We start from the raw sequence: 23,100 nt of genomic DNA on the forward strand, positions 1-23,100 counted from the left end.
GTAAACAACCTAATTTTTTATTATTACGACGAAAGGGCGTAGACAAAGTCTACACCCTGAAGACATAATCATATTATTTTATGACTTTGTCTTTTATATAAAATAATAATCAATAAAACTTAAATGATATATGTTATATTGTTAAATTTTAATTATTTAACGTCAATTAAAATATCGTATAATTTAGACATAATAGTAACCATTTCTGCTCTAGTAACTGGAGTATTAGGGTTTAACTTTCCATTATTACCAGATATAATACCCGCATTAACTAATATAGCAACACTTTCATTTGCATAAGCAGAAACTTTGTTTGCATCGCTAAATTTATTTAATACACTAACATCTGTATTAACATTTGAATTTAAACTTTTTAAAACTTGAGCTATCATAACCATAGTGTCTTGTCTAGATATAATTTGTTCTGGATTAAATATTCCATTAGACCCACTAACAATACCGTAAGTAGATGCAGTACCTACATAAGGTGCATAATAAGCTAAAGGATTAACATCTGTAAATTTATTATTATTCTCTGGTGTTAAACCTAAAAGATTAACAATCATAATAGTAGCATCTGCTCTTTTTGTATTACCATTAGGATTAAATTTACCATTATCTCCATTTATAATACCAGCAGTAGATAATTTATCAATATGAGCCTTTGCCCAATGATTATCTTTAACATCTGTAAAGTCTTTAGCTTTACCTTCTGTTTTAGGTAATTTTATAGTATCTACACTAATTTTTTTATTTGGTTTATTTTCTTGGTTTATTTCTGTATTATCAGTTTTATTTTTTACACCTATATTTGCACTACTACTATTAAATTGCATACCTTTTACACTATTTTTCTCAGAGCTAACAGTTTGTGAACCATTGCTAGTAACAAGATTTACTTTATCTGAGCTTGAATTTTTAATAGCATCTATAACATTATCTTTGCTAATATTATTAGTTTCAACTTTATTAATTGTTGTAACTTCGTCAAAAATATTAGGTTTAACTTCAATTTTTTCAGTAGTATCTTTACCTAAATTAACTTCAATAACATTTGTAGATGCAAAAGCTTTATCAGATATTTTAGTCACTTTAGGTAAATTAACTATTCTTAAATTGCTAGCCCCTTCAAATGCATTTACACCTACTGTTTTAACATTTTTAAAATTTGCAGTTATAATGTTTTTATTACCTTTAAAAGCATTATCTGCAATAGTTATTACATTATTTGTATGTCCTTCTAAATCCTTATCTGTTAAATTAGTAATAGGTGTTCCAACACCAATTTGAGTTAATTTATAGTTACTGCCATTTAAAGTGATTACACCATTTTTAAAGTTACTATCATCAACCATTTTAGATTTTAAATTTGTATTTGTAGGCTCAAATCCTGTTAAAGCAACTTCTTTTTTCTTTTTATCTAACATTTCAAATTTATATGTCCCAACATTTGTAGTAGATACAATATTTTCTTCTGCCTTATCTACTAATACGGTAGGAGCTCCAAAATCACCTGTTAATTTATCTTCAAGAGCTTTTCTATCTTTTTCAGAAGTACCAGCCGGTAATATAACTGTTACTACTAAGCTAAAAGCATCTTTTTCTATATTATCTATATATTCTGGTTTATACGCTGGTAATTTTATAGTAACTGGTTCTATATTACCTATGTCAAAGGCTCTACTTCCTATACTTGTAATCTCTGGAAGAACTACTTCTTTTGGTATAGTAGCTTGAGCAAATACTTTATCTTCTATACGAGTTAAACCTTCTTTAAACTTAAGATTTTTAATAGTTGAACCATAAAAAAATCCATCACCCATTATAGTAGTACCATTATGAGTAAGATTTTCTATAATACTCTCTGCAAACGCAGTATCTATAGATTCGAAATCTTCGAAATCTTCAAAATCTCCTAAATCATCTTCTAAACCTAATTCAAGATCTTCATCTTCGTTAATTTCGAAGTCATTTTTTATGCTAATATCTTTAACATTAGATAAATCTAAATTTTTAATAGTAGTATATTTAAAAGAATGGTTTTGTCCTGTAAACTCATCTGGTAAATTTAAAGTACCTATTTCTGAAAATTTTGTTTCAGAACTAAAAATTTCACCATTAAATGCATCTGTTGCAAATGTATTTGCATTTATATTTAAAACACCTATTTTAGAATTAAAAAAAGCTCCATTAGCACCTTTATAGTCTTTAGGTAATGTTAAAATTCCTATTTTAGTATTAATAAAAGGTGTGGATGGAATATCTGGTCCATCATCATCTTCTTCTTTTTCATATTCTGGATTAACCTCAAGTACTTTACATTTGCTTAAATCCAACTCTCCTATATTAGTATAATTAAACTCCATATCATCTATAATAGCATTATCACCTAATACTAATTTACCTTTTACTGTGATACCTTTATATTCATCTGTAAAATAAGTACCTCTAAAAGCTCCATTAATTTCTTTAGCTTTTTTTAGTAATAAATCACCATTTATTGTTGCTCCACGAAAAGTAAATAAATTTAATTTCGAAACCTCTGGTAATATTAAATTTCCATTTATTGTACTTCCCCAAAATGCATTTTTACCTATTTCAGTAACTTTTGGAAATATTAAATAATCTTCAATTGTAATGTCTCTAAATGCATTTGCACCTATCTTCGTTACTTTTTTAAATTTTGAAAATGAATATATTAAATATTGATCAACTGCTATAGCATTTTCTTGTTCTGGGTCTTTGTCTTTATCTATTTTATAGTAGCGTAAAACACCTTCATTACCATAATTGTTATCACTATCATTACCAATTTGTGTAATAGGAACTTTTACTTCTTTTTGTCCATTATCTTGTACTGAATCACTTATTGAACTCGCTTCACTATTTTTTTCAGATGTTTTTATAACTAAATTTCCTTCTTTATCAATATTAGCCATAAAAGGTAACTTATCATTATCCTTCTTTTCTATTTCATCATTTAAATTTGAATTATTTGAAACTATTCCTATAAAAATAGCTTCAAACTCACTTTCATTATTTTCACTAATTTCTACTGGCTGAGCATCTTCTTTATTTTTAGGTTTTACAAACTTAAATAATAATCTATCTACTGTAACAGCATAACTATATTCAGTTAATTTTATACTCTCTGGATTTTTAATGTCAATATACTCATAATAATCTTCTTCATATCCATCATCATATGTATCTTCTGCCTTAACAATATTAAGACTAATTCCTCCAACAGTAGCTATACTTATTGTAGCTAAATTAACCGTCATACCAATAGCCATAGCTTTTATAGCTTTGCTTGATATATTTTTTTTCATCTAAAAATCCCTCCATAAAAAATAAAAATTAATTATAAAAATAAAAGAAAAAATATATTAATTTACAATTTAATATATTTATCCTTAAAATATTTCATAAATCATTAAAATTACAATTATATAATATATATATAATTATATTTTGTCAATACATAAACTACTATTAATTCATTGTCAAAATATGTTATTTTTAAATAATAATATATAAAATTTTTTTATAATTATTTAAATTAAATAAACTATATACACTTTTAAATTGCTTATTATATTTTTTCACAAATATTTGAAAATAATTTTCACAAAAATAATTAAAATTTATACTTATTTTTATTATTTTAATAAAATTTTATTTATTTTTAACTTTGCATAAAAAATAATATAATTAAAAGGCTATAGACAAAGTCTATAACCTAAAATATATTGTTATTCAATTATTTAGTATTAATTAAAATATCATATAATTTTGACATAATAGTAGCCATTTCTGCTCTAGTAATATTATCTGTAGGGTTTAATTTACCATTATTACCTGATATAATACCAGAATTAAGTAATATAGCCACGCTTTCATTTGCATAACTAGAAATTTTATTTATATCACTAAATTTATTTAATACACTAGTATCCGTATTAATATTTAAATCTAAACCTTTTAATATTTGAGCTATCATAACCATAGTATCTTGTCTAGATATAGCTTGTTCTGGATTAAACATACCATTAGCTCCATTAACTACTTTATAAGTAGATGCTGTGCCTACATAAGGTGCATAATATGCAGAAGAATCAACATCTATAAATTTATTATTAGTTTCTGGTTGTAAACCTAAAAGTTTAATAAGCATTACTGTAACATCTGCTCGCTTTGTTTTAGAATCTGGATTAAATTCTCCATTATTTCCATTTATAATACCAGCTTTAGATAACTTGTCAATATATGGTTTTGCCCAATGTTTATCAGAAATATCTAAAAATACTTTAGATTCATCTGATAATATAGGTAATTTTATATCACTAATAGATAGATTTTTATCTTCTCCAACTTTTTGACTATTTTGTGTATTAATAGCTTTATCATTAGTGTTTGTAATTTTATCACTTGTAATGCCTATATTAGCACCTGTTCCATGTGTAAATGAGTTTCCTAATATACTATTTGGATTTGCTCCTGTGCTATTATTAATTTCATTAACAATTTCTTTATTATTATTAACTTCTAAAATAATATTATTAGATTTAGATTTAGATAATGCTGTTTTTACAACATTTTTACTTTCTTTGTTAGTTTTTATTTCCTTAATAGTTGAAACACCTAAAAAAGCACTACTAGGTATATTTACTTTTGTAGATAACTTACTACCTAAATCAACTTTAATAATATTTGTATTAGAAAAAGCATTTTCTCCAACATTTGTTACAACAGGAAGGTTTATCTCATTTATAGTTTTATTATCTTTAAAAACATTATCTGAAATAGTTGTTACATAAGATGTGTTATTTTTTAAAGCTTCATTTGTAATTTCTAATAAAGGTTTATCATTTCCAATTTTTGTTAAATTATATGTATTACCATTATAAGTTAATTTTCCATTAATAAAAGAAGTATTATCATCTACATTTCTTGCAAATCTAGACTTATTTGATGGTGTAAAATCTATTAGTGTAATTTCATTATATTTTACTCCACTTTCAAATGTATAAGTACCTACATTGTTTGTAACAACTACAGTATCGGCAATAAAATTAATATTTTTATTATTTAATTTATTTTTTAAGTTTTTAATATCTTCATTACTTGTACCAATAGGTAAAAGTAATGTAACTTTTTTTCCATTTTGTCCACCAAAAGCATTAGCATCTATTGTTGCAAGATTATCTTTTGAATATTTTGTTAATCTAATAGTAGCTTCGTTAGTCAAATCAAATGCATTTGCTCCAATAGTTGTTGCATCTACTATTAAAGTATTTTCAAATGTACTTCCTTTAAAAGTATTAGCTGGTATGTTATTAACACCTGCTAAAATAATATCTCTAATTTTAGAATTTGCAACTGCACCAGTTGTTCCATCTTTTATTGTAGGAATAGTAGTATTGCTTAAATTTAAAGTACCATTAATAGTTGAATTCTCTAAAATCTTATTATCATCACTTACCTCTAAATTAGCACTTGATAAATCTAAACTACCGTTAATAATAGAATCTTTAAAAGCATTCTTCATTATTGTGTCATTAGAAAAATCTAAGTCACCATTAATATTAGAACCTTTAAAAGCTCCTTCTTTTAACTCTTTAATATTTTTAAAAGTATCATTTGTTACATTAATATTAGCTTCGCTAAATGCAAATGAACTAATCTTATTAGTTTTAGAATCAAGGTTTAAGTCTTTTATAGTTGCTTTTTCAAAAGTCTTTTCACTTAACTCATTTGGTGTTGTTAAAGGTATCTTAGTTAAATCTAACTTTCCAACTTTAATTCCCGCTAAAGAAGATTTATCTAAAGTAGTAGTCGATGGTAATTTTAATTCGCCGTTAACAATAGTAGGGTTTAATCCTTCTGGTATATCATCAACACTATTACCTAACCCATATTGACTTAGATTATCTACACCATCACCAGAAAATTTAGACAAATCTAAATTACCATTAACTATTAAATTTTTAAAAACATTATTAGCTTGATTATAATCAGTAATGTTTATTCTTAAATCAATAATTAAATCTTTACCAATATTAGCACCTTTTAAAATTTCATTACCTACAATATTATTTTTTGCATTTGAGCTAATATTAAAACTTCCTTTTATCTTAGCATTTTCAAAAACATAATTCCCTAATGTAAGTTGAGAAGAAGCATCTCTAGAAGTAAGTAAATTTTTACTTGGTTCATTAATAGTTACATTTAGGTTACCCATTATAGTTGCTCCTTTAAAAGCAGAATCTTCTATATGACTAACAGCTGGTAAAGAAAAATCTCCTTTTATTGTAACATTTCTTAATGCATCCTCTTTAATTTCTGTAACTAAAGTAGAAGCATTTGTTAAAACATCACCATCAACAAAATTTATTTTTTTACCTGGTTCATTATTAGCTATTTCAACCACATCAAAAGTATAGCATTTATTAGTACAAACTGTTAACTTACCATCAACTAATCTACCTGCAAAAGGATATTCAGAACTTTTTGTTTTTGCACCCCAAGATCCTACACTAGATATTTTCCCAACTAAAGTTGCTGTATTTTTATTATTCTTAGAATTAACCTTAAATAATAATCCAGAATTAACAACAATATAGTCACCTTCCTGTACTCCAACTCTTGTATTATCTATTGAACCAGGAGCTACTGCATCTAAATTTGAAGCATAAGCCTTTACAACTGTTTTATCTATAGCACCGCTTATAGCTAAAGAACTACCTATACCAATGGCTATACCCATAGCCATAGCTTTGATAGCTTTTTTTGAAATATTTTTTTTCATATTAAAATCCTCCATTAAATATGAATATTAACTTCAGTTAATATTTAATAATTGTAACTAAAACATATAGTATGTAATTAAGTTTATAATTATATATTACATATATATCCATAGTTTGTCAAATAATATATTTTAGAATCAGTCTAAATAAAAAATACCTATTTGTAATTTTTAATCATCCTATTTAATTTTATAAAATATTTTTATCATTGATATTTTTTTATATCAATAATAATGATAATTAACCTCTAAAAAATAAAAAACTACTCTTAACTTATTAATTTACTTTCTGATATAAATCAAAACCACCCGTTTAACGGGTGGTTTGCTCAAGCCCTATAAGGGCTTTTTTATTGTTATAAGCCTCTAAAGAGGCACTGAATGGTCTGACAATTACACTACTATTTCTTGGCTGCCACTAAAAGTGGCTATTTTTTTGCCTACTTACTCTGGATACCCATAAATGGGTCTATATATTCTTTTAAACTTATTTGGTCATTTGCTATATCTTCTTCTAATTGATTTTTTATGTATTCTTTTATTGCATTTTGATTTCTACCTACTGTATCTACATAATATCCTCTACACCAAAAATTCCTATTCCCATATTTATAATTTAAGTTTGCATGCCTATCAAATATCATTAAGCTACTTTTACTTTTTAAATATCCCATAAATTGTGATACACTTAAATGTGATATTTCTACTAACATATGTATATGGTCTTTACAAGCTTCTGCCTCTATTATTTTAACCCCTTTCCTTTCACACAGCATTCTTAATATTTTCCCTATATCTGCTTTTATCTTTCCATATATTTCTTATCTCCTATATTTTGGTGCAAATACTATATGATATTTACATCTCCATTTAGAATATGATAAACTATTTATGTCTTTCATGACAAAACCTCCTATTATTTTATTTTTGCTTGCCAGACCAATTATATTCTATCATAGGAGGTTTTTACTTTTCTATAAGAGTTTTTACCTACCACCAGCTATGCTGGTGGTTTAATCAATCCTATTCGGCGACAATAAAATTTAGGACTATCTTTAAAATGATAGCCCTAAATTATTATTCTACTATTTCCAATTATTTTAAAGTAACTTTAGCTCCAACTTCTTCAAGTTTAGCTTTGCAGTTGTCTGCATCATCTTTAGAAACGCCTTCTTTAACGATTTTAGGAGCACCGTCAACGATTTCTTTAGCTTCTTTAAGACCAAGACCAGTTAATTCTCTAACAACTTTGATGATTTTAACTTTAGCATCACCAGGAACTTCAGTTAATTCTACATCAAATTCTGATTTTTCTTCAGCAGCAGCACCGCCACCAGCAGCAGCTACTACAACACCAGCAGAAGCAGATACTCCAAATTTTTCTTCACAAGCTTTAACTAATTCGTTAAGTTCTAAAACAGAAAGCTCTTCAATAGCAGCCATAAATTCTTCAATTGTTAATTTAGCCATTTTATTTTCCTCCATAAATATAAATTTTATTATTTTTTAATTAATTATAATTAAGGTATGATTTTAATCTTAAAACTAAAAAATATAATATTTTAGTTTATAAAATTGTTATAAATACCTATTTCAATATACATATCTTAAGATTAAGCTGTTTCTTTTTGTTCAGCAATAGCTTTAACCACACGAGCAAATGCTCCAATAGGACCTTGTATACTGCCAAGAAGTCTTGAAAGAAGAACTTCTCTTGATGGAATATCTGCGATAATTTCCATACCTTTTGTGTCATAGTAAGTACCTTCAATAACACCTGCTTTAAACTCTAAAGCTTTAGCTTCTTGTCTAAATTTATTTAAGATACCAGCAGCAACTGTTGGGGCACCATAGCAAATAGCTAATGTGCTAGGACCTTCTAAATGTTGGCCTAAGCTTTCAAACTCTGTACCTTCAATAGCAAATCTCATCATAGTATTTTTGTAAACTTTATAGTCTACACCAGCTTCTCTTAAAGTTTTTCTAAGTTTAGTGTCTTGCTCAACAGTAAGACCACGAGCATCAACTAAAACTGCAGAAGTAGCTTTAGAAAGCTTTTCTTTAATTTCATTAACTATGACTTGTTTTTGTTCTACTTTAGCCATTTTTTTACCTCCTATAATATTTTTAAGGCAAAAGCCTAAGTAGCCGTATAAAATTAAACACAAAAAACCCTGCAAAGACAGCAAGGATAAAATCTTCGATTATAATTCCTCGGTAGGTTGCAAAAGCATTACGTAAAAACACCTACTGTCTACGGCACTTATTACATAATAATATATTTTTAACATTATGTCAAGATAAATATTTAATTTATAAACTATAACTATTAATATTCTTATTTTACTTTAACAACTGTTTAGGGTTTATTAACTTGACTTATATGTATATATATGTTAAAATTTTATTTAAGTTTGCTGGCATAGCTCAGCAGGTAGAGCACTTCATTGGTAATGAAGAGGTTCGGCGGTTCAAATCCGCTTGTCAGCTTTATTTATATAATTTTTTCATAGAAAGGAATATAATATGAGTACAGGTGATATATTAATTATTATTACACTAATAGTTGGCGTTATATTAGGTATATTGGTTTGGGTTAATAGAAAAGCTATGAAAAAAATGGGCGACCATCAAGATATGATAAATCGCTCAAAACAAACAACCACTATTTTTGTTATAGATAAGAAAAAAAGTAAAATAACAGACGTTAATATGCCTAAAATGGTTACAGAACAAATGCCTAAAATATATAAATTTTTAAAGCTTTATTTTGTTCAAGCAAAAATAGGTCCTCAAATTTTAACTTTAATATGTGATAAAAAAGTATTTAACGCTATAACTGTAAAAAAGAATGTAAAAGTTGAGCTTGCTGGTATATACATAGTAAATGTTGTTGGTATGAAAACAGATAAAGAGCTTAAAGAAATAAAAAAAGCTAAAAAAGCTAAAGAAAAAGAAGAGAAAAAAAATAATTCTAAATAAAAACTATATAATACATACTAAAAATAAAGTACAAAATAGTTTTCAATTTATATTTTTAAATGCTTTATATTATGTAAAAATCTAATAGGGCTAAAGCCCTTAAAAATATTGATTTTTACATAATATACTCATCGTAATCACAAATTATTATAATCAAAACCACCCGTTAAACGGGTGGTTTGCTCAAGCCCTATAAGGGCTTTTTTTGTTGTAAGCCTCTAAAGAGGCACTGAATGGTCTGATAATTACACTACTATTTCTTGGCTGCCACTAAAAGTGGCTATTTTTTTGCCTACTTACTCTGGCTACCCATAAATGGGTCTATATATTCTTTTAAACTTATTTGGTCATTTAATATATCTTCTTGTAACTGATTTCTTATATATTCTTCTATTACTTTTTTATTTCTTCCTACTGTATCTACATAATATCCTCTACACCAAAAATGTCTATTTCCATATTTATACTTTAAGTTTGCGTGCCTATCAAATATCATTAAGCTACTTTTACTTTTTAAATATCTCATAAATTGTTAGACACTTAAATGAGGTAGTATTACTAACATATGTATATGGTCTTTACAAGCTTCTGCCTCTATTATTTTAACTCCTTTCCTTTCACACAGCATTCTTAATATTTTCCCTATATCTGCTTTTATCTTTCCATATATTTCTTGTCTCCTATATTTTGGTGCAAATACTATATGATATTTGCATCTCCATTTAGAATGTGATAAACTATTTATGTCTTTCATGACAAAACCTCCTATTATTTTATTTTTGGTTCCCAGACCAATTATATTCTATCATAGGAGGTTTTTACTTTTCTATAAGAGTTTTTACCTACCACCAGCATAGCTGGTGGTTTAATCAAGCCTATTCGGCGACAACAAAAAGGGTGTAGACAAAGTCTACACCCTAAACTATATGATAAATATTTATCATATAGTTTTTTTATTTAAATTTATTATCAAATTTTCCCCAGTATAAAACTTTAATATATTATATTTAAGATGCATAATATATTTTTTTATTATTAACATTTACGGTTGATTTGCTCCTTAATGCTTTTGCAACTCTTAAAATACCATAGCCTATAAAAATAACTGAATATAAAGCTATCTCAAGTGTTTTTTCAGATGCTTTTGTTCCAAATAAAACCATAGTATGAATATATATAAGGGCAAAAAATGGGTATGCCATTCTTTGTATATTTTTCCATGTATGATATTTCATCTTTTTCCTTACATTTTGAAAAGAAGTAATCATTAAAGGAAGCATCATACAAATCATTATTACACTAATAATAGCAGCAATAAAATATTTTAATTTCATATCTTGTGGATGTGTAAATAAAGTTATAAAATGTTTTTTACCTGTAAATCCATAAACAAAATTATGACTTAAAGTAATAATACAAGCTATTATAGAAATTTCTCCACGAATTTTATACAATTTTTTAGTTATAGCCCATTTTGAATTTAATATTCCAGTATACATAACTATAATAAATAAAGCAGTAGAAAATGCTCCTCGTTTAAAAGGATTTACAATATAATGTGTAAACCATTCTGGAAATACTTCCTTTAATTTAAACTGATAGTAAATACCAATAGCAATTACTAAAATTACAGATAATGAATAAAAGAATTTTGGATATTTTTTTATTTGATTACCTAAACCTAAAACGAAAAGTAAAGCTAATACAAGTGAAAGAACTGGATACATATTTACCTCCTTAACCAAATCTTATAATTTTAAATTTAATTGCGACTTATTTAGCAAAAATTATAAACTTAAACTAAAATTATAATAATTACTAAAAATTATTTTTGTTTTTAACATAATTATAAATTAACTTAATAGCAACTTTTGTTAGAATTTGCTAACAGAAGTATAATATCACAAATGTATATATATGTCAACAATTTTCTACAACTGTATTTTATTTTGCAAAAAATAATTAATAATTTAATATTAAAATTAAAAGTCTTTCCTAAATATAATTATAATTATATAAATAAAAAATAATAAATTTTAAAAAATTTTTTTATTTTGTGGAACAAAAAAAATAAAACATCCGTTTAAGAAATTATAAATCAAAATATAAATTATTATAAATATAAGGAGAAGATTTTTATGAAAAAAAATATTAAAAAAATTATACCTATGATAGCTATTGCTACATTAATGACAACAACTGTTTTTGCTAATAATGAACCTAATTTACAAAAACAAACTTTAGAGCAAAATAATACTAAAGAAAATGAAATATATATTAATGGTGAATTATTAGAAAATTATAGTGTATTAAAAGAAAACGATAAAAATTTAATACCTGTTAGAGCAGTATTTGAAAAACTTGGATATAATGTAGAATACGATACAAATACTAAAACTATAAATATGACAAAAGCACCACACTTTATTACATTTTCTACAACAAAAGATGCTTATACATTTTCAAGAATGGCTCCACAACCTTTAGGTCAAGCACCTATTGTAAAAAATGGTGTTACTTATGTTCCAATAGAACTATTTAATTTAATTGGTATAGAAATAGAATTAACAACTAATAATACATTATTTATTGGAGAAAAACCTAACAATACAGAGCAAAGAAAAAAACAAATTATTATTAAAGATATAAATGAAGAAAATAATACTATTACAATACAAGACCCACAAAAAGGAGAAGTTGTATTAAATATAAAAGATGTAAAAATTGAATATAAATCTGATGATAAAAACCTTATGATAGGTCAAGCATTAGAAGTAGAATATGGTGATATTATGTCTGCTAGCCAACCTCCTATTAATACACCAAAAAGTGTAAAAGTTGTGGATAAAATTTCCTACGGTGAAGTATTAAATGTGGAAAAAGATGACGATAACAATACAAAAGTACTATTTAAAGACGAAGAAAAAGGTGAAATTATTTTAAATATAGCACCAGATTTTAAAGTAGAATATACAACAAAAGATACAAGCCTTAAAAAAGGCCAATCATTAGAAGTAGTTTTAGGCAAAGCTATGACTATGAGCATACCTCCTATGACAACACCAAAAATGGTAAAAGTTGTAGAAAATGTAGACACAGATAATACACAAAATCAAACTATAAATGGTATAGCTACTATTAAAAATGTAGATAAAGAAAATAAAACTATTTTAGTAACAGATGAAAAAATGGGCGATGTAGTTTTAAATTTAAATGATGATGTAAAAATTGAATATAAAAATGGTCAAGATTTACACGCTTATAACTGGTTAAAAGAAGGACAAAAATTAGAAATAGAATATAGCCCTATTATGACAAGAAGCCTTCCACCAATTAACAATCCTATTAAAATTACAGTTTTAAACTAATTATAAATATAAAATAAAGACTTTTAAAGTGTATCTTAAATATTTTAGGTTTAAGATACATTTTATTAGTCTTTTTTATTAGCTACTATTAGCACTTTATGTTATTTTATATATTGACAAAATAGTTGGTTTATTACATACTAATTATATTATAAATATATAAATTAAGGTGATAAAATGAAAAAAACATTAGCTATTATAGGTGGTGGTGCTGTTGGTCTTTCATCTGCTATACACGCTCACAATTTATCAAAAGATAATATAAACATAATAATACTTGAAAAAATGGATAGAGTTGGCAAAAAAATATTAGCAACTGGTAATGGCCGCTGTAACTTTACAAATATTAATACAACATATAAAAATTTTTATGGTAAAGATAAACTTTTTACTAAATATTTTTTAGAACAGTTTTCACCTCAAGACACAATAGAGTTTTTTTATAGCTTAGGTGTTTTACACACAGTTTTAGAAAATGGAAAAGTTTATCCATATAGCGAACAAGCTTCTAGCATATTAGATGCTCTTAGAAATAAAATAGACAGTTTAAATATACCTATAAAAACAGAATTTGATGTAAAAGCAATAAATAAAAAAAAATCACAGTTTAAAATAGTATCTACAAAAAATGAAACTATTTTAGCAGATAAAATAATATTAGCAACAGGTGGAGTTGCTAGTCCAAACTTAGGTTCAAACGGCAGTGGCATAAAAATATTAAAATCTTTAGGTCATAGTTGTACAAGCCTTACGCCAGCTTTGGTACAGCTAAAAACTCCTCCAGAAAAAGTAAAATCATTAAAAGGTATAAAAATAACAGGTAATTTAAAAATGTATAATAATACTACATTTTTAAAAGAAGAATTTGGAGAGATACTTTTTACAGACTATGGTATATCTGGGCCACCTGTTTTTCAACTTTCCACCTTGTTTGCAAGATATAATAATTTAATAGCATATATAGATTTTATGCCAAATTTTTCACAAGAAAAAGTTTTTAAAATATTAAAAGATAGAAAAAATATATTAAGTTATACCAATATGGAAAATTACTTTAATGGTCTTTTAAACAAACGTTTAGGAAATATTATTGCTAAAAATAGTGGTATAGAAAAGTTATCTTTTTTAGTAAAAAATTTAACAGATGATATGCTTAAAAATATGGCTTATTTAATAAAAAACTATAAACTTCCAATTTTAGATACTAACGGGTTTAATAATGCTCAAGTAACTGCCGGAGGTATTAACACTGATGAATTTAACAATAAAACTTTAGAATCTAAAATAATAAAAGGATTATATTGTGCCGGTGAAATATTAGATGTTGTTGGAGATTGTGGTGGATTTAATCTCCAATGGGCTTGGTCCTCTTCCTATGTTTGTACAAAGGCTTGCGTAGAAGATATTAATTAGAAAGGAAAAAAAATGATAAGAATTTCAAACATAAAATATCCTTTAGAAAAAGAAATAACAGAAAATGAACTAAAGGCTATTATTTGTAAAATTTTAAAATCAAATATTAATGATATATTAAATATAAAAATCTCTAAAAAATCTATTGATGCAAGAGAAAAACGTGGTGGTTTTTATGTCCTCTCTTTAGATATTGATATAAAAGATGAAAAAAAATATTTAAAAATAAAAGATGTTTCAAAAGTTGAACCTTTTACATATACTATACCTAAAAAACAGTGTAAAAAAAGCCCTGTTGTTATCGGTTTCGGTCCTGCTGGACTTATGGCAAGTTTAATACTTGCTCGTAGTGGGCTTAAACCTATTATTATTGAACGTGGTAAAAGTGTTTATGAACGTAAAAAAGATATAGATAATTTTTGGCAAAGTGGCAATTTAAATGAAAACTCTAACGTACAGTTTGGAGAAGGTGGCGCTGGCACATTTTCTGACGGTAAGCTTACAACTGGTATAAAAGATTATAGATGTAGAGTTTTGCTAGAAGAATTTGTTAAGGCTTCTGCTCCAGAAGAAATATTATATAGGGCAAAGCCTCATATAGGTACCGATAAGCTTATAACTATGGTTAAAAATATAAGAGAAGAAATAATTTCTCTTGGTGGATTAGTTTTATTTGAACATAAAATGATAAATTTATTATCTAAAGATAATACTATAACTGGTGTTACTGTTGAAAATATTAAAACTGGAGAAACTTTTAATATTAACAGTGATAATGTTATATTGGCAATAGGACACAGCGCTAGAGATACTTTTGAGCTTATAAACAATAAAAATCACCCTATTGAAAAAAAACCTTTTGCCGTTGGTGTCCGTGTAGAACATAGTCAAGAATTTATAAATAACGCACAATATGGCAAATTTGCTTGTTATTTACCACCGGCCGATTATAAACTTGCGGTAAGGCTACCTAACAATAGAGGCGCTTATACTTTTTGTATGTGTCCTGGAGGGTATGTTGTAAATGCCTCTTCTGAAAAAAATAGGCTTGTTACCAATGGTATGAGCTATTTTGATCGTAGTGGAAAAAATGCAAATAGTGCTTTATTAATTGAAGTATATCCTGAAGATTTAGATAATAATAATATATTATCTGGTGTAGATTTTCAACGAGAGCTTGAACAAAAAGCTTTTATAGCTGGTGGTGGTAACTACTTTGCACCTGTTCAAAAGATAGGTGATATTTTAAAAGAAGTAGCCTCTACTTCTATAGGCAACATACAACCGACATTTAAACCAGGGGTTACTCCGTCAGATTTTAAACAAATTTTCCCTGACTTTATATATCAATCTATTAGACTTGGGCTTATAGAAATGGATAAAAAAATAAAAGGATTTGCAGATGAAAATGGTCTTTTGACTGCAATAGAAAGTAGAAGCTCTTCACCTATTAGAATTATTAGGGATAAACAAACCTTACAATCTATAAAATATAAAGGGCTTTATCCTTGTGGTGAAGGTTGTGGATATGCTGGTGGTATTGTATCTGCTGGTGTTGATGGTATAAAATGTGCCGAGGCTATTATTAATAGTTTATAATATTACTAGCACTCTTTTAAAAAGAGTGCTAATTTTTCTTGACATTTCATATTTATAGTATTAAAATATAAATAACATTTAAATTTTAGGAGGTATAAATAATGAAAAAAGGTAACCTTTCAATAAATAGCGAAAATATTTTACCAATTATAAAAAAATGGCTTTATTCAGATTCAGATATTTTTATTAGAGAGCTAGTGTCTAACGGTTGTGATGCTATAAATAAATTAAAAAAATTATCTAATATGGGTGAGGCAAAGCTTAAAGATGATGAAAAATTTAGCGTTAGAGTAGTGCTTGATAAAGAAAATAGCACTATCCAGATTATAGACAATGGTATTGGTATGACTACCGATGAAATAGAAGAATATATCACACAAATAGCTTTTTCTGGTGCTAGTGATTTTGTTAATAAATATAAAGACCAGCTAGAAGACGGCGGAGATATTATAGGACATTTTGGTCTTGGATTTTATTCTGCATTTATGGTGGCAGATAAAGTTATGATAGATACTCTTTCATATAAAGAAGATGCTAAGCCTGCCAAATGGATTTGTGATGGTGGTATAGAGTATGAAATAGGCGAAAGTGATAGAGCAGAGCGTGGGACAACTATTACACTTTTTGTAGGAGAAGAAGGTAAAGATTTTTTAAATCCATTTAAACTTCGTGAAATTTTAAATAAATATTGTTATTTTATGCCTATTGAAATTTTCTTTAAAGATTTAGAGGCAATGAAAAAAGAAGCCGAACAAGAAAACGAAAATGACACAATAGATGAAAATGATATAAAAGAGCTTTTACCTATTAACAAAACTAATCCTTTATGGTTAAAACAACCTAACGAATGTAGCGACGAAGAATATAAAGAATTTTATCATCAAGTATTTTCAGATTTTAACGAACCTTTATTTTGGATACATTTAAATATGGACTACCCTTTCAAACTTAAAGGTATTTTATATTTTCCAAAATTAAAACACGAATTAGACTCTATTGAAGGTCAAGTTAAACTTTATAATAATCAAGTATTTATTGCCGATAATTTAAAAGAAGTTATACCTGAATTTTTACTACTTTTAAAAGGTACATTAGACTGTCCAGATTTACCTCTTAACGTAAGCCGTAGCTTTTTACAAAATGACGGTTACGTTACAAAAATGAGTAAATATATTACTAAAAAAGTTGCTGATAAATTAAATAGCTTATTTAAAAAACAACGTGAACAATTTGAAGGATTTTGGGACGATATAAGCCAATTTATTAAATATGGTTGTCTTAGAGAAAAAGATTTTTATGAAAAGGTAAAAGATAGTTTATTATTTAAAACTATTAATAATAAATATGTAACTTTAAACGAATATTTAGAACAAAATAAACAACATCACGAAAACAAAGTATTTTATGTTACAGATGAAAACCAACAAGCTCAATATATAAAAATGTTTAAAGATAACAATATGGACGCCGTTATTTTAAACACTAAACTAGATAATCCTTATATGTCTACTTTAGAAATGTATAATCAAGGTATTAGCTTTGTTAGAATAGATAGTGATTTATCTGATACATTAAAAGATAACTCTAAAGAAGAAGATAAAGAAATTAACGATTCTTTAGAAACACTATTTAAAAATACTTTACAAAAAGGTGATAACTTAAAGATTAAAGTAGAAAGTCTTAAAGCTACTGATATATCTGGTGTTATACAAATTAGCGAACAAGCTAGAAGAATGGAAGAAATGGCTAAAATGTATGGTATGAATATGCCTTTTGGTGCTATGCCTTCTGAAGAAACATTAGTTTTAAATAGCAATAATAACGTTGTTAAACTTCTTCTTAAAATTAAAGATGATGAAACTAAAAAAGATAAAACTAATTTAATATGCAATCAAATATATGATTTAGCTACAATGAGCCACAAACATCTTGATATGAATTCTATGACTAGCTTTATAGAACGTAGTAATAAAATATTAGAGATGCTTTTAAATAATAATATATAATAAGGGTGTAGACTTTGTCTACAGTCTGATATAATAACTACAAGGTTAAAGACTTTTGTCTTTAGCCTTAATTATTTTTTATAAATTGTTGAATAAATTGTTATATTCTGTTAAACTAAGATAAAAATAAATTATAATAAAGAAAGACTTTATAAAATGAACCAAAAACAATTTTTAAGAAATAGCTATATGAATATACGTTCTAATTTTCCTAATACCTATATTAATTCTATAAGCCAAGCTATATCTAATAATTTTTTTAATTTATCTATATATAAACAAGCTAAAAATATTTTTATATATTTAAGCCTAGAAAAAGAAATAAACACACAGTATATAATAAATCAAGCTAAAAAAGATAATAAAAATATATATTGTCCGGTTATAACTTCAAAAAATACTATGATTTTTAAAAAATATAATGAAAAAAATCTTATAAAAAATAAATTTAACATTTTAGAACCTTTATATGAAAAAGAAAAAATTAGTGATAATACAACAATTATTATTGTTCCAACTATTATATATAATAAAAATAAATATCGTATAGGATATGGAGGAGGATATTATGATTATTTTTTAAAAAATAACATATGTTTAGCCTCTGTTGGCATTTGCTTTGAAAGTTTTATATGTGATTTTAATCCTGATTATTATGATGAAAAAGTAGATATTATAATTACTGAAAAAAATGTATACTAAAGAAAGGAAAAATATGAGTTTTAAAAAAATATCTAAAATTCCCACTAAAGAAGAAATATTTGATTTATTACCTTTAGATAAAAATTTAAAAAATATAAAATTACAAAATGATAAAGAAATAAAAAATATATTATCATCTAAATCTAATAAAATGTTAGTTATAATAGGACCTTGCTCTGCAGATAACGAAAAATCTGTTTGTGAATATTTAGATATGCTTTATAAAATAAATGAACAAGTAAAAGAAAAACTTTTTATAGTACCTAGAATATATACCAGTAAACCTAGAACAACTGGTGATGGCTATAAAGGTATGATACACCAACATAATATTAATAGTAGCCCAAGTATGAAAGATGGAATAATAGCTATAAGAAAATTAGATATAAAAATAATAAAAAATTATGGTTTTCCCATTGCCGATGAAATGTTATATACTTTTTCATATCCATTTTTTGAAGACTTATTAAGCTATGTAGCTATTGGAGCTAGAAGTGTAGAAAATCAACAACATAGAATTATGGCAAGTGGTATAGACTGTGCCATTGGTATGAAAAACCCTATAAATGGTGATATATCAACTATGTTTAATGCTATATATACCGCTCAAAAAACTCATAATTTTATTTACGATGGTTATGAGGTAAATACAACTGGTAATATATTTACACACGGTATTTTAAGAGGTAGTGTAGATTTAGACGGAAACCATTGTCCTAACTATTATTATGAAAGTCTTTTAAATATAGCTAATCTATATAATAAATCAAACTTAAAAAATAAATCTTTAATAATAGATGCTAATCATTCTAACTCTGGCAAAGTTTTTTATAAACAACCAGAAATAGTAAAAGATGTATTAAAAAGTATAAATAAAAATAATGATTTAAAAAATATTATTAAAGGGTTTATGATAGAAAGCTATATAAAAGAAGGCTCAGACTGTACTGGTAAAACATATGGAAAATCTATTACAGATCCTTGTCTAAATATAGATGATACAAAAAAACTATTGTTTAATTTAGCCGAGTATATATAAATTTATAAAAAATAACATTTTTAAAAGGCTACAGATAAATCTGTAGCCTAAATTTATAGCTTTTTGGGTGTTTTATTTATGTAACCATAAAGCAACATATGCTTTATAGCTTTATTATTTAAAACTAAAATTTATAATGTATTATTCCATTTCTTTATAAAGTTTTTCTAGGGCTTTTTTTTCTATTCTAGATACATAACTTCTGCTTATACCAAGCTTTTTAGCTATATCTCTTTGTGTAAGTTCTTCCCCATTTATAAGTCCATACCTAAGCTCTATTATAGTTTTTTCTCTCCCACTCAAAACTTTTCTTATTTTTTCATATAATACTTTGCTTTGCATTTTTAACATAACTTCTTCATCAATACTAACGCTTTCATCGGCCACTTTATCTTCTAAAGTTACTTCATTTCCGTCTTTATCTACCCCAACTGTATCTTGTAAATAAACATCTTTGTTATGTTTTTTGCTAACCCTTATATACATTAATATTTCATTTTCAATACATCTAGCTACATATGTTGCTAGTCTTATACCTTTATCATTTTTAAATGTTGTAATACCTTTTATAAGCCCTATTGTTCCAATAGATATTAAGTCTTCACTATCTTTTTGATAGTTAGTATATTTTTTTACAATGTGTGCTACTAGCCTTAAATTTCTTTCTATTAGTATATTTTTAGCTTCTATACTACCATCTTTATATTCGTTTAAATATTTTTCTTCTTCTTCTACTGTTAATGGCTTAGGAAAAGTATTCCCACCTGTTATGCAAGAAAACATAAAAAAACAATTAAAAAATGAAAAAAGCAAAAAAACACCCCCAGCAAAAGCTATTTTATATAATATGCTAAAGATGTTTGTTTTGTGCAAGTCTAAATAAAAATTTATATAATAATAAAAGTGTGGGTTCCCACACTTTTATTAAGGTAGTAGATAAAAAAGCTAATTTAGGCTAAAGCACCTAAAAATCTAACTTTTGCACAATACAAGGAACCTTGTCTTGTTATTAGAATTTTTATTCCTGTATAAATTTTTTATACAAGAAACTAAAAAATTAACCTAAAACATTATTATTGTTCCCAATTATGATATACATTTTTTACATCATCATCATTGTCTAAAAGTTCTAATAGTTTATTCATTTTTTTAATGTCTTCTTCATCTGTTAAAACTGTATATGTTTGAGGTATCATACTAACCTCTGCATCTATTATAGGTATATTAGCTTTTTCTATTGCTTCTCTAACTGCAGAAAAATCTTCTGGGCTTGTTATTATTTCATACCCTTCTTCTTCTTCGTTAAAATCTAAAGCTCCAGCATCTAATGCTATCATCATAAGCTCATCAGATTCTATATTATCTAATTTTTCAACCATAATTTGCCCTTTTTCATCAAACATAAAGCTAACGCAACCTGTTGTACCCATATTACCATTACCTTTTGTAAAAGCACTTCTAACATTAGCAGCTGTTCTATTTTTATTGTCCGTTAGTGTTTCTACTATAACAGCAACACCTTTAGGTCCATAACCTTCATATACAATAGCTTCATAGTTTACTCCATCTATATTACCTGCTGCCTTTTTTATGCTTCTTTCTATTGTATCATTTGGCATATTGTTAGATTTAGCTTTTGCTATTGCATCTCTAAGTCTAGAATTGCTTGTAGGGTCGGCACCACCTGCCTTAACTGCTACGGCAATTTCTCTACCTATAATTGTAAATATTTTACCTTTTATAGCGTCATTTTTTTCTTTTTTATGTTTTATATTAGCAAATTTAGAATGTCCTGCCATATTATCCCTCCATTTAGTCTAAAACAACTTGTCCTTCTATTAATTTTAAAAATTTTTCTCCAACTTTTTCTATATTTACGTTATTATTTGTTAAGTTTATAATATTTTTTATAAAATCATCTGCCACATCACTTTTTACATAAACACTAAATTTAACATTGTCTGTATATTCAGTATCTATAAGGATATGCCCTTTGTTAGCTATTTCATATTGTATTTTCCCTATTAAAGAATAATCTACACTTATAAAAATTTGGCTATAGCTATCCATCTCTACTATTTTTGCTGCCAAAATTCCTTCTTTTGTAGCTTTCCCATAAGCTCTTACAAGGCCTCCTGTGCCAAGCAATGTCCCACCAAAATATCTAGTTATAACAACTACTGCATTTTCGATTTTTTCACCTAGTAATACATCTAATATAGGTTTTCCTGCCGTACCACTTGGTTCACCATCATCACTAAAACGCATAATAGGTATATCTCCGCCTATTATGTATGCAAAACAATTATGTCTTGCATCATAATATTGCTTTTTTATGCTAGATATAAAGTTTATTGCTTCTTCTTCTGTGGAAATAGGTAAAACATTAGCTATAAACCTTGATTTTTTCTCTATTATTTCAGCATTTCCTCTTTCATTTATTGTTTTAAAGCATTTTTTCATAACCTAATTTATAATCCCTAATATTAAATTTAATAAAGCTTTTACTAATATATTATTATTTATTAATGGTTCTGTTAAAAATCCATCTAACTGTCCTTTTAAGAAAGATAAAGGTGGAAAAACAGACAGTACTAAAACAATAATACCAACAAGCCATATTGTAAATATACCATTTAACACACCAAAACATACGCCACCTATTTTATCAAATTTACCTAACACAGGTACTTTTGATAAAAAGTTTGTTGTTCTTGATAATATACTCATTAATATACTAACTATTAAAATTACTACAAAAACTGTTATAAGGCTTATAACTATAACCCCTACAAAAGTTGAAATGTAATCTACTACATTTTTTACTCCAAACACATTATAAAAAACTTCGTTATTATTTTCTAATAATAAATCTTTAATAATATTAGGAACATTTAATGACTGTATACCAGCCACAATATCTTCTTGTGTAGTTGTAACAAACTGTCCTAATTTTAAATCATATACTACCCAATCTTTAACTTTTGTTAAAAATGTACTTTTTAATAACGCATTGTTAATTATAGGATATATTATTGCAAATATTACTATACCTAATACAAATCCTATAATATCAAATATTTCTCTAAAAAGCCCTTTGTAATATCCATTAATAATACAAGCTATAAAAATTGCTATCAAAATAAAATCTAAAATATGCATTTTTCCTCCTAAATTATA

Annotated in this window: 16 protein-coding genes, 1 tRNA gene, 2 pseudogenes and 1 other annotated feature; of the genes and pseudogenes, 8 read left to right on the forward strand and 11 right to left on the reverse strand. The window is 26.1% G+C overall.

The window, feature by feature from the left end; genetic code table 11:
- Positions 1-152: 152 nt before the first annotated feature.
- The 5 genes and pseudogenes from NBW53_RS09190 to rplJ form a co-directional block, all read right to left on the reverse strand.
- Positions 153-3,332: an S-layer homology domain-containing protein gene (locus tag NBW53_RS09190; protein WP_250277955.1), complete on the reverse strand. Its 3,180-nt coding sequence runs from the start codon at positions 3,330-3,332 to the stop codon at positions 153-155.
- Positions 3,333-3,763: 431 nt separating this feature from the next.
- Positions 3,764-6,811, reverse strand: a complete 3,048-nt coding sequence (locus NBW53_RS09195; protein WP_250277956.1) for an S-layer homology domain-containing protein — start codon at positions 6,809-6,811, stop codon at positions 3,764-3,766.
- A gap of 440 nt (positions 6,812-7,251) precedes the next feature.
- Positions 7,252-7,713: pseudogene (tnpA, locus tag NBW53_RS09200) on the reverse strand (IS200/IS605 family transposase).
- Positions 7,714-7,906: 193 nt separating this feature from the next.
- Entirely contained in the window at positions 7,907-8,281 is a 375-nt protein-coding gene (gene rplL, locus NBW53_RS09205) for a 50S ribosomal protein L7/L12 (RefSeq protein ID WP_250277957.1), read from the reverse strand.
- A 143-nt stretch (positions 8,282-8,424) separates the two neighbouring features.
- Complete coding sequence (rplJ, locus tag NBW53_RS09210; protein ID WP_250277958.1) at positions 8,425-8,916, reverse strand: 50S ribosomal protein L10; 492 nt, start codon at positions 8,914-8,916, stop codon at positions 8,425-8,427.
- Between the two features lie 51 nt (positions 8,917-8,967).
- Positions 8,968-9,089: a sequence feature (ribosomal protein L10 leader region), on the reverse strand.
- Positions 9,090-9,227: 138 nt separating this feature from the next.
- On the opposite strand from rplJ, the gene NBW53_RS09215 reads away from it, so the two are divergent.
- Together NBW53_RS09215 and NBW53_RS09220 are read left to right on the forward strand one after the other, a co-directional pair.
- Positions 9,228-9,301 (forward strand) — tRNA-Thr (locus NBW53_RS09215).
- Between the two features lie 36 nt (positions 9,302-9,337).
- On the forward strand, positions 9,338-9,793 hold the full coding sequence (locus NBW53_RS09220) for a hypothetical protein (protein ID WP_250277959.1): 456 nt from the start codon (positions 9,338-9,340) through the stop codon (positions 9,791-9,793).
- Positions 9,794-10,085: 292 nt separating this feature from the next.
- On the opposite strand, the pseudogene tnpA (NBW53_RS09225) reads toward NBW53_RS09220, so the two are convergent.
- Both tnpA (NBW53_RS09225) and NBW53_RS09230 read right to left on the reverse strand, forming a co-directional pair.
- Positions 10,086-10,547 (reverse strand): annotated as a pseudogene (gene tnpA / locus NBW53_RS09225) (IS200/IS605 family transposase).
- Positions 10,548-10,800: 253 nt separating this feature from the next.
- Positions 10,801-11,520 (reverse strand): ferric reductase-like transmembrane domain-containing protein, encoded by a 720-nt coding sequence (locus NBW53_RS09230; RefSeq protein WP_250277960.1) that lies wholly within the window; start codon positions 11,518-11,520, stop codon positions 10,801-10,803.
- A 411-nt stretch (positions 11,521-11,931) separates the two neighbouring features.
- Here NBW53_RS09230 and NBW53_RS09235 point away from each other — a divergent pair, with 411 nt between their 5' ends.
- The 6 genes from NBW53_RS09235 (at position 11,932) to NBW53_RS09260 (ending at position 19,920) form a co-directional block, all read left to right on the forward strand.
- Positions 11,932-13,161 carry a copper amine oxidase N-terminal domain-containing protein gene (locus NBW53_RS09235; RefSeq protein ID WP_250277961.1) on the forward strand — a complete coding sequence of 410 codons (1,230 nt, stop codon included), beginning with the start codon at positions 11,932-11,934 and terminating at the stop codon, positions 13,159-13,161.
- Positions 13,162-13,338: 177 nt separating this feature from the next.
- Positions 13,339-14,574, forward strand: a complete 1,236-nt coding sequence (locus NBW53_RS09240) for a BaiN/RdsA family NAD(P)/FAD-dependent oxidoreductase (protein ID WP_250277962.1) — start codon at positions 13,339-13,341, stop codon at positions 14,572-14,574.
- A 12-nt stretch (positions 14,575-14,586) separates the two neighbouring features.
- Positions 14,587-16,173 (forward strand): NAD(P)/FAD-dependent oxidoreductase, encoded by a 1,587-nt coding sequence (locus NBW53_RS09245; protein ID WP_250277963.1) that lies wholly within the window; start codon positions 14,587-14,589, stop codon positions 16,171-16,173.
- Positions 16,174-16,274: 101 nt separating this feature from the next.
- The gene (htpG, locus tag NBW53_RS09250; protein ID WP_250277964.1) at positions 16,275-18,179 is read left to right on the forward strand and encodes a molecular chaperone HtpG; all 1,905 of its coding nucleotides are present in this window, start codon (positions 16,275-16,277) and stop codon (positions 18,177-18,179) included.
- Positions 18,180-18,335: 156 nt separating this feature from the next.
- A complete protein-coding gene (locus NBW53_RS09255; protein ID WP_250277965.1) occupies positions 18,336-18,881 on the forward strand; it encodes a 5-formyltetrahydrofolate cyclo-ligase in 546 nt (181 codons plus the stop codon).
- A 13-nt stretch (positions 18,882-18,894) separates the two neighbouring features.
- A complete protein-coding gene (locus NBW53_RS09260) occupies positions 18,895-19,920 on the forward strand; it encodes a 3-deoxy-7-phosphoheptulonate synthase (protein WP_250277966.1) in 1,026 nt (341 codons plus the stop codon).
- A gap of 141 nt (positions 19,921-20,061) precedes the next feature.
- On the opposite strand, the gene sigK is transcribed toward NBW53_RS09260, so the two are convergent.
- The 4 genes from sigK to NBW53_RS09280 form a co-directional block, all read right to left on the reverse strand.
- The gene (sigK, locus tag NBW53_RS09265; protein WP_250279033.1) at positions 20,062-20,703 is read right to left on the reverse strand and encodes an RNA polymerase sporulation sigma factor SigK; all 642 of its coding nucleotides are present in this window, start codon (positions 20,701-20,703) and stop codon (positions 20,062-20,064) included.
- A 290-nt stretch (positions 20,704-20,993) separates the two neighbouring features.
- Entirely contained in the window at positions 20,994-21,719 is a 726-nt protein-coding gene (locus tag NBW53_RS09270) for a YebC/PmpR family DNA-binding transcriptional regulator (RefSeq protein WP_250277967.1), read from the reverse strand.
- A 13-nt stretch (positions 21,720-21,732) separates the two neighbouring features.
- Complete coding sequence (locus NBW53_RS09275) at positions 21,733-22,383, reverse strand: YigZ family protein (RefSeq protein WP_250277968.1); 651 nt, start codon at positions 22,381-22,383, stop codon at positions 21,733-21,735.
- A 3-nt stretch (positions 22,384-22,386) separates the two neighbouring features.
- On the reverse strand, positions 22,387-23,082 hold the full coding sequence (locus tag NBW53_RS09280; protein WP_250277969.1) for a CvpA family protein: 696 nt from the start codon (positions 23,080-23,082) through the stop codon (positions 22,387-22,389).
- Positions 23,083-23,100: the final 18 nt, after the last annotated feature.

The organism is [Clostridium] colinum, assembly GCF_940677205.1.
Taxonomy (GTDB): Bacteria; Bacillota; Clostridia; order Lachnospirales; family CAG-274; genus Tyzzerella; species Tyzzerella colina.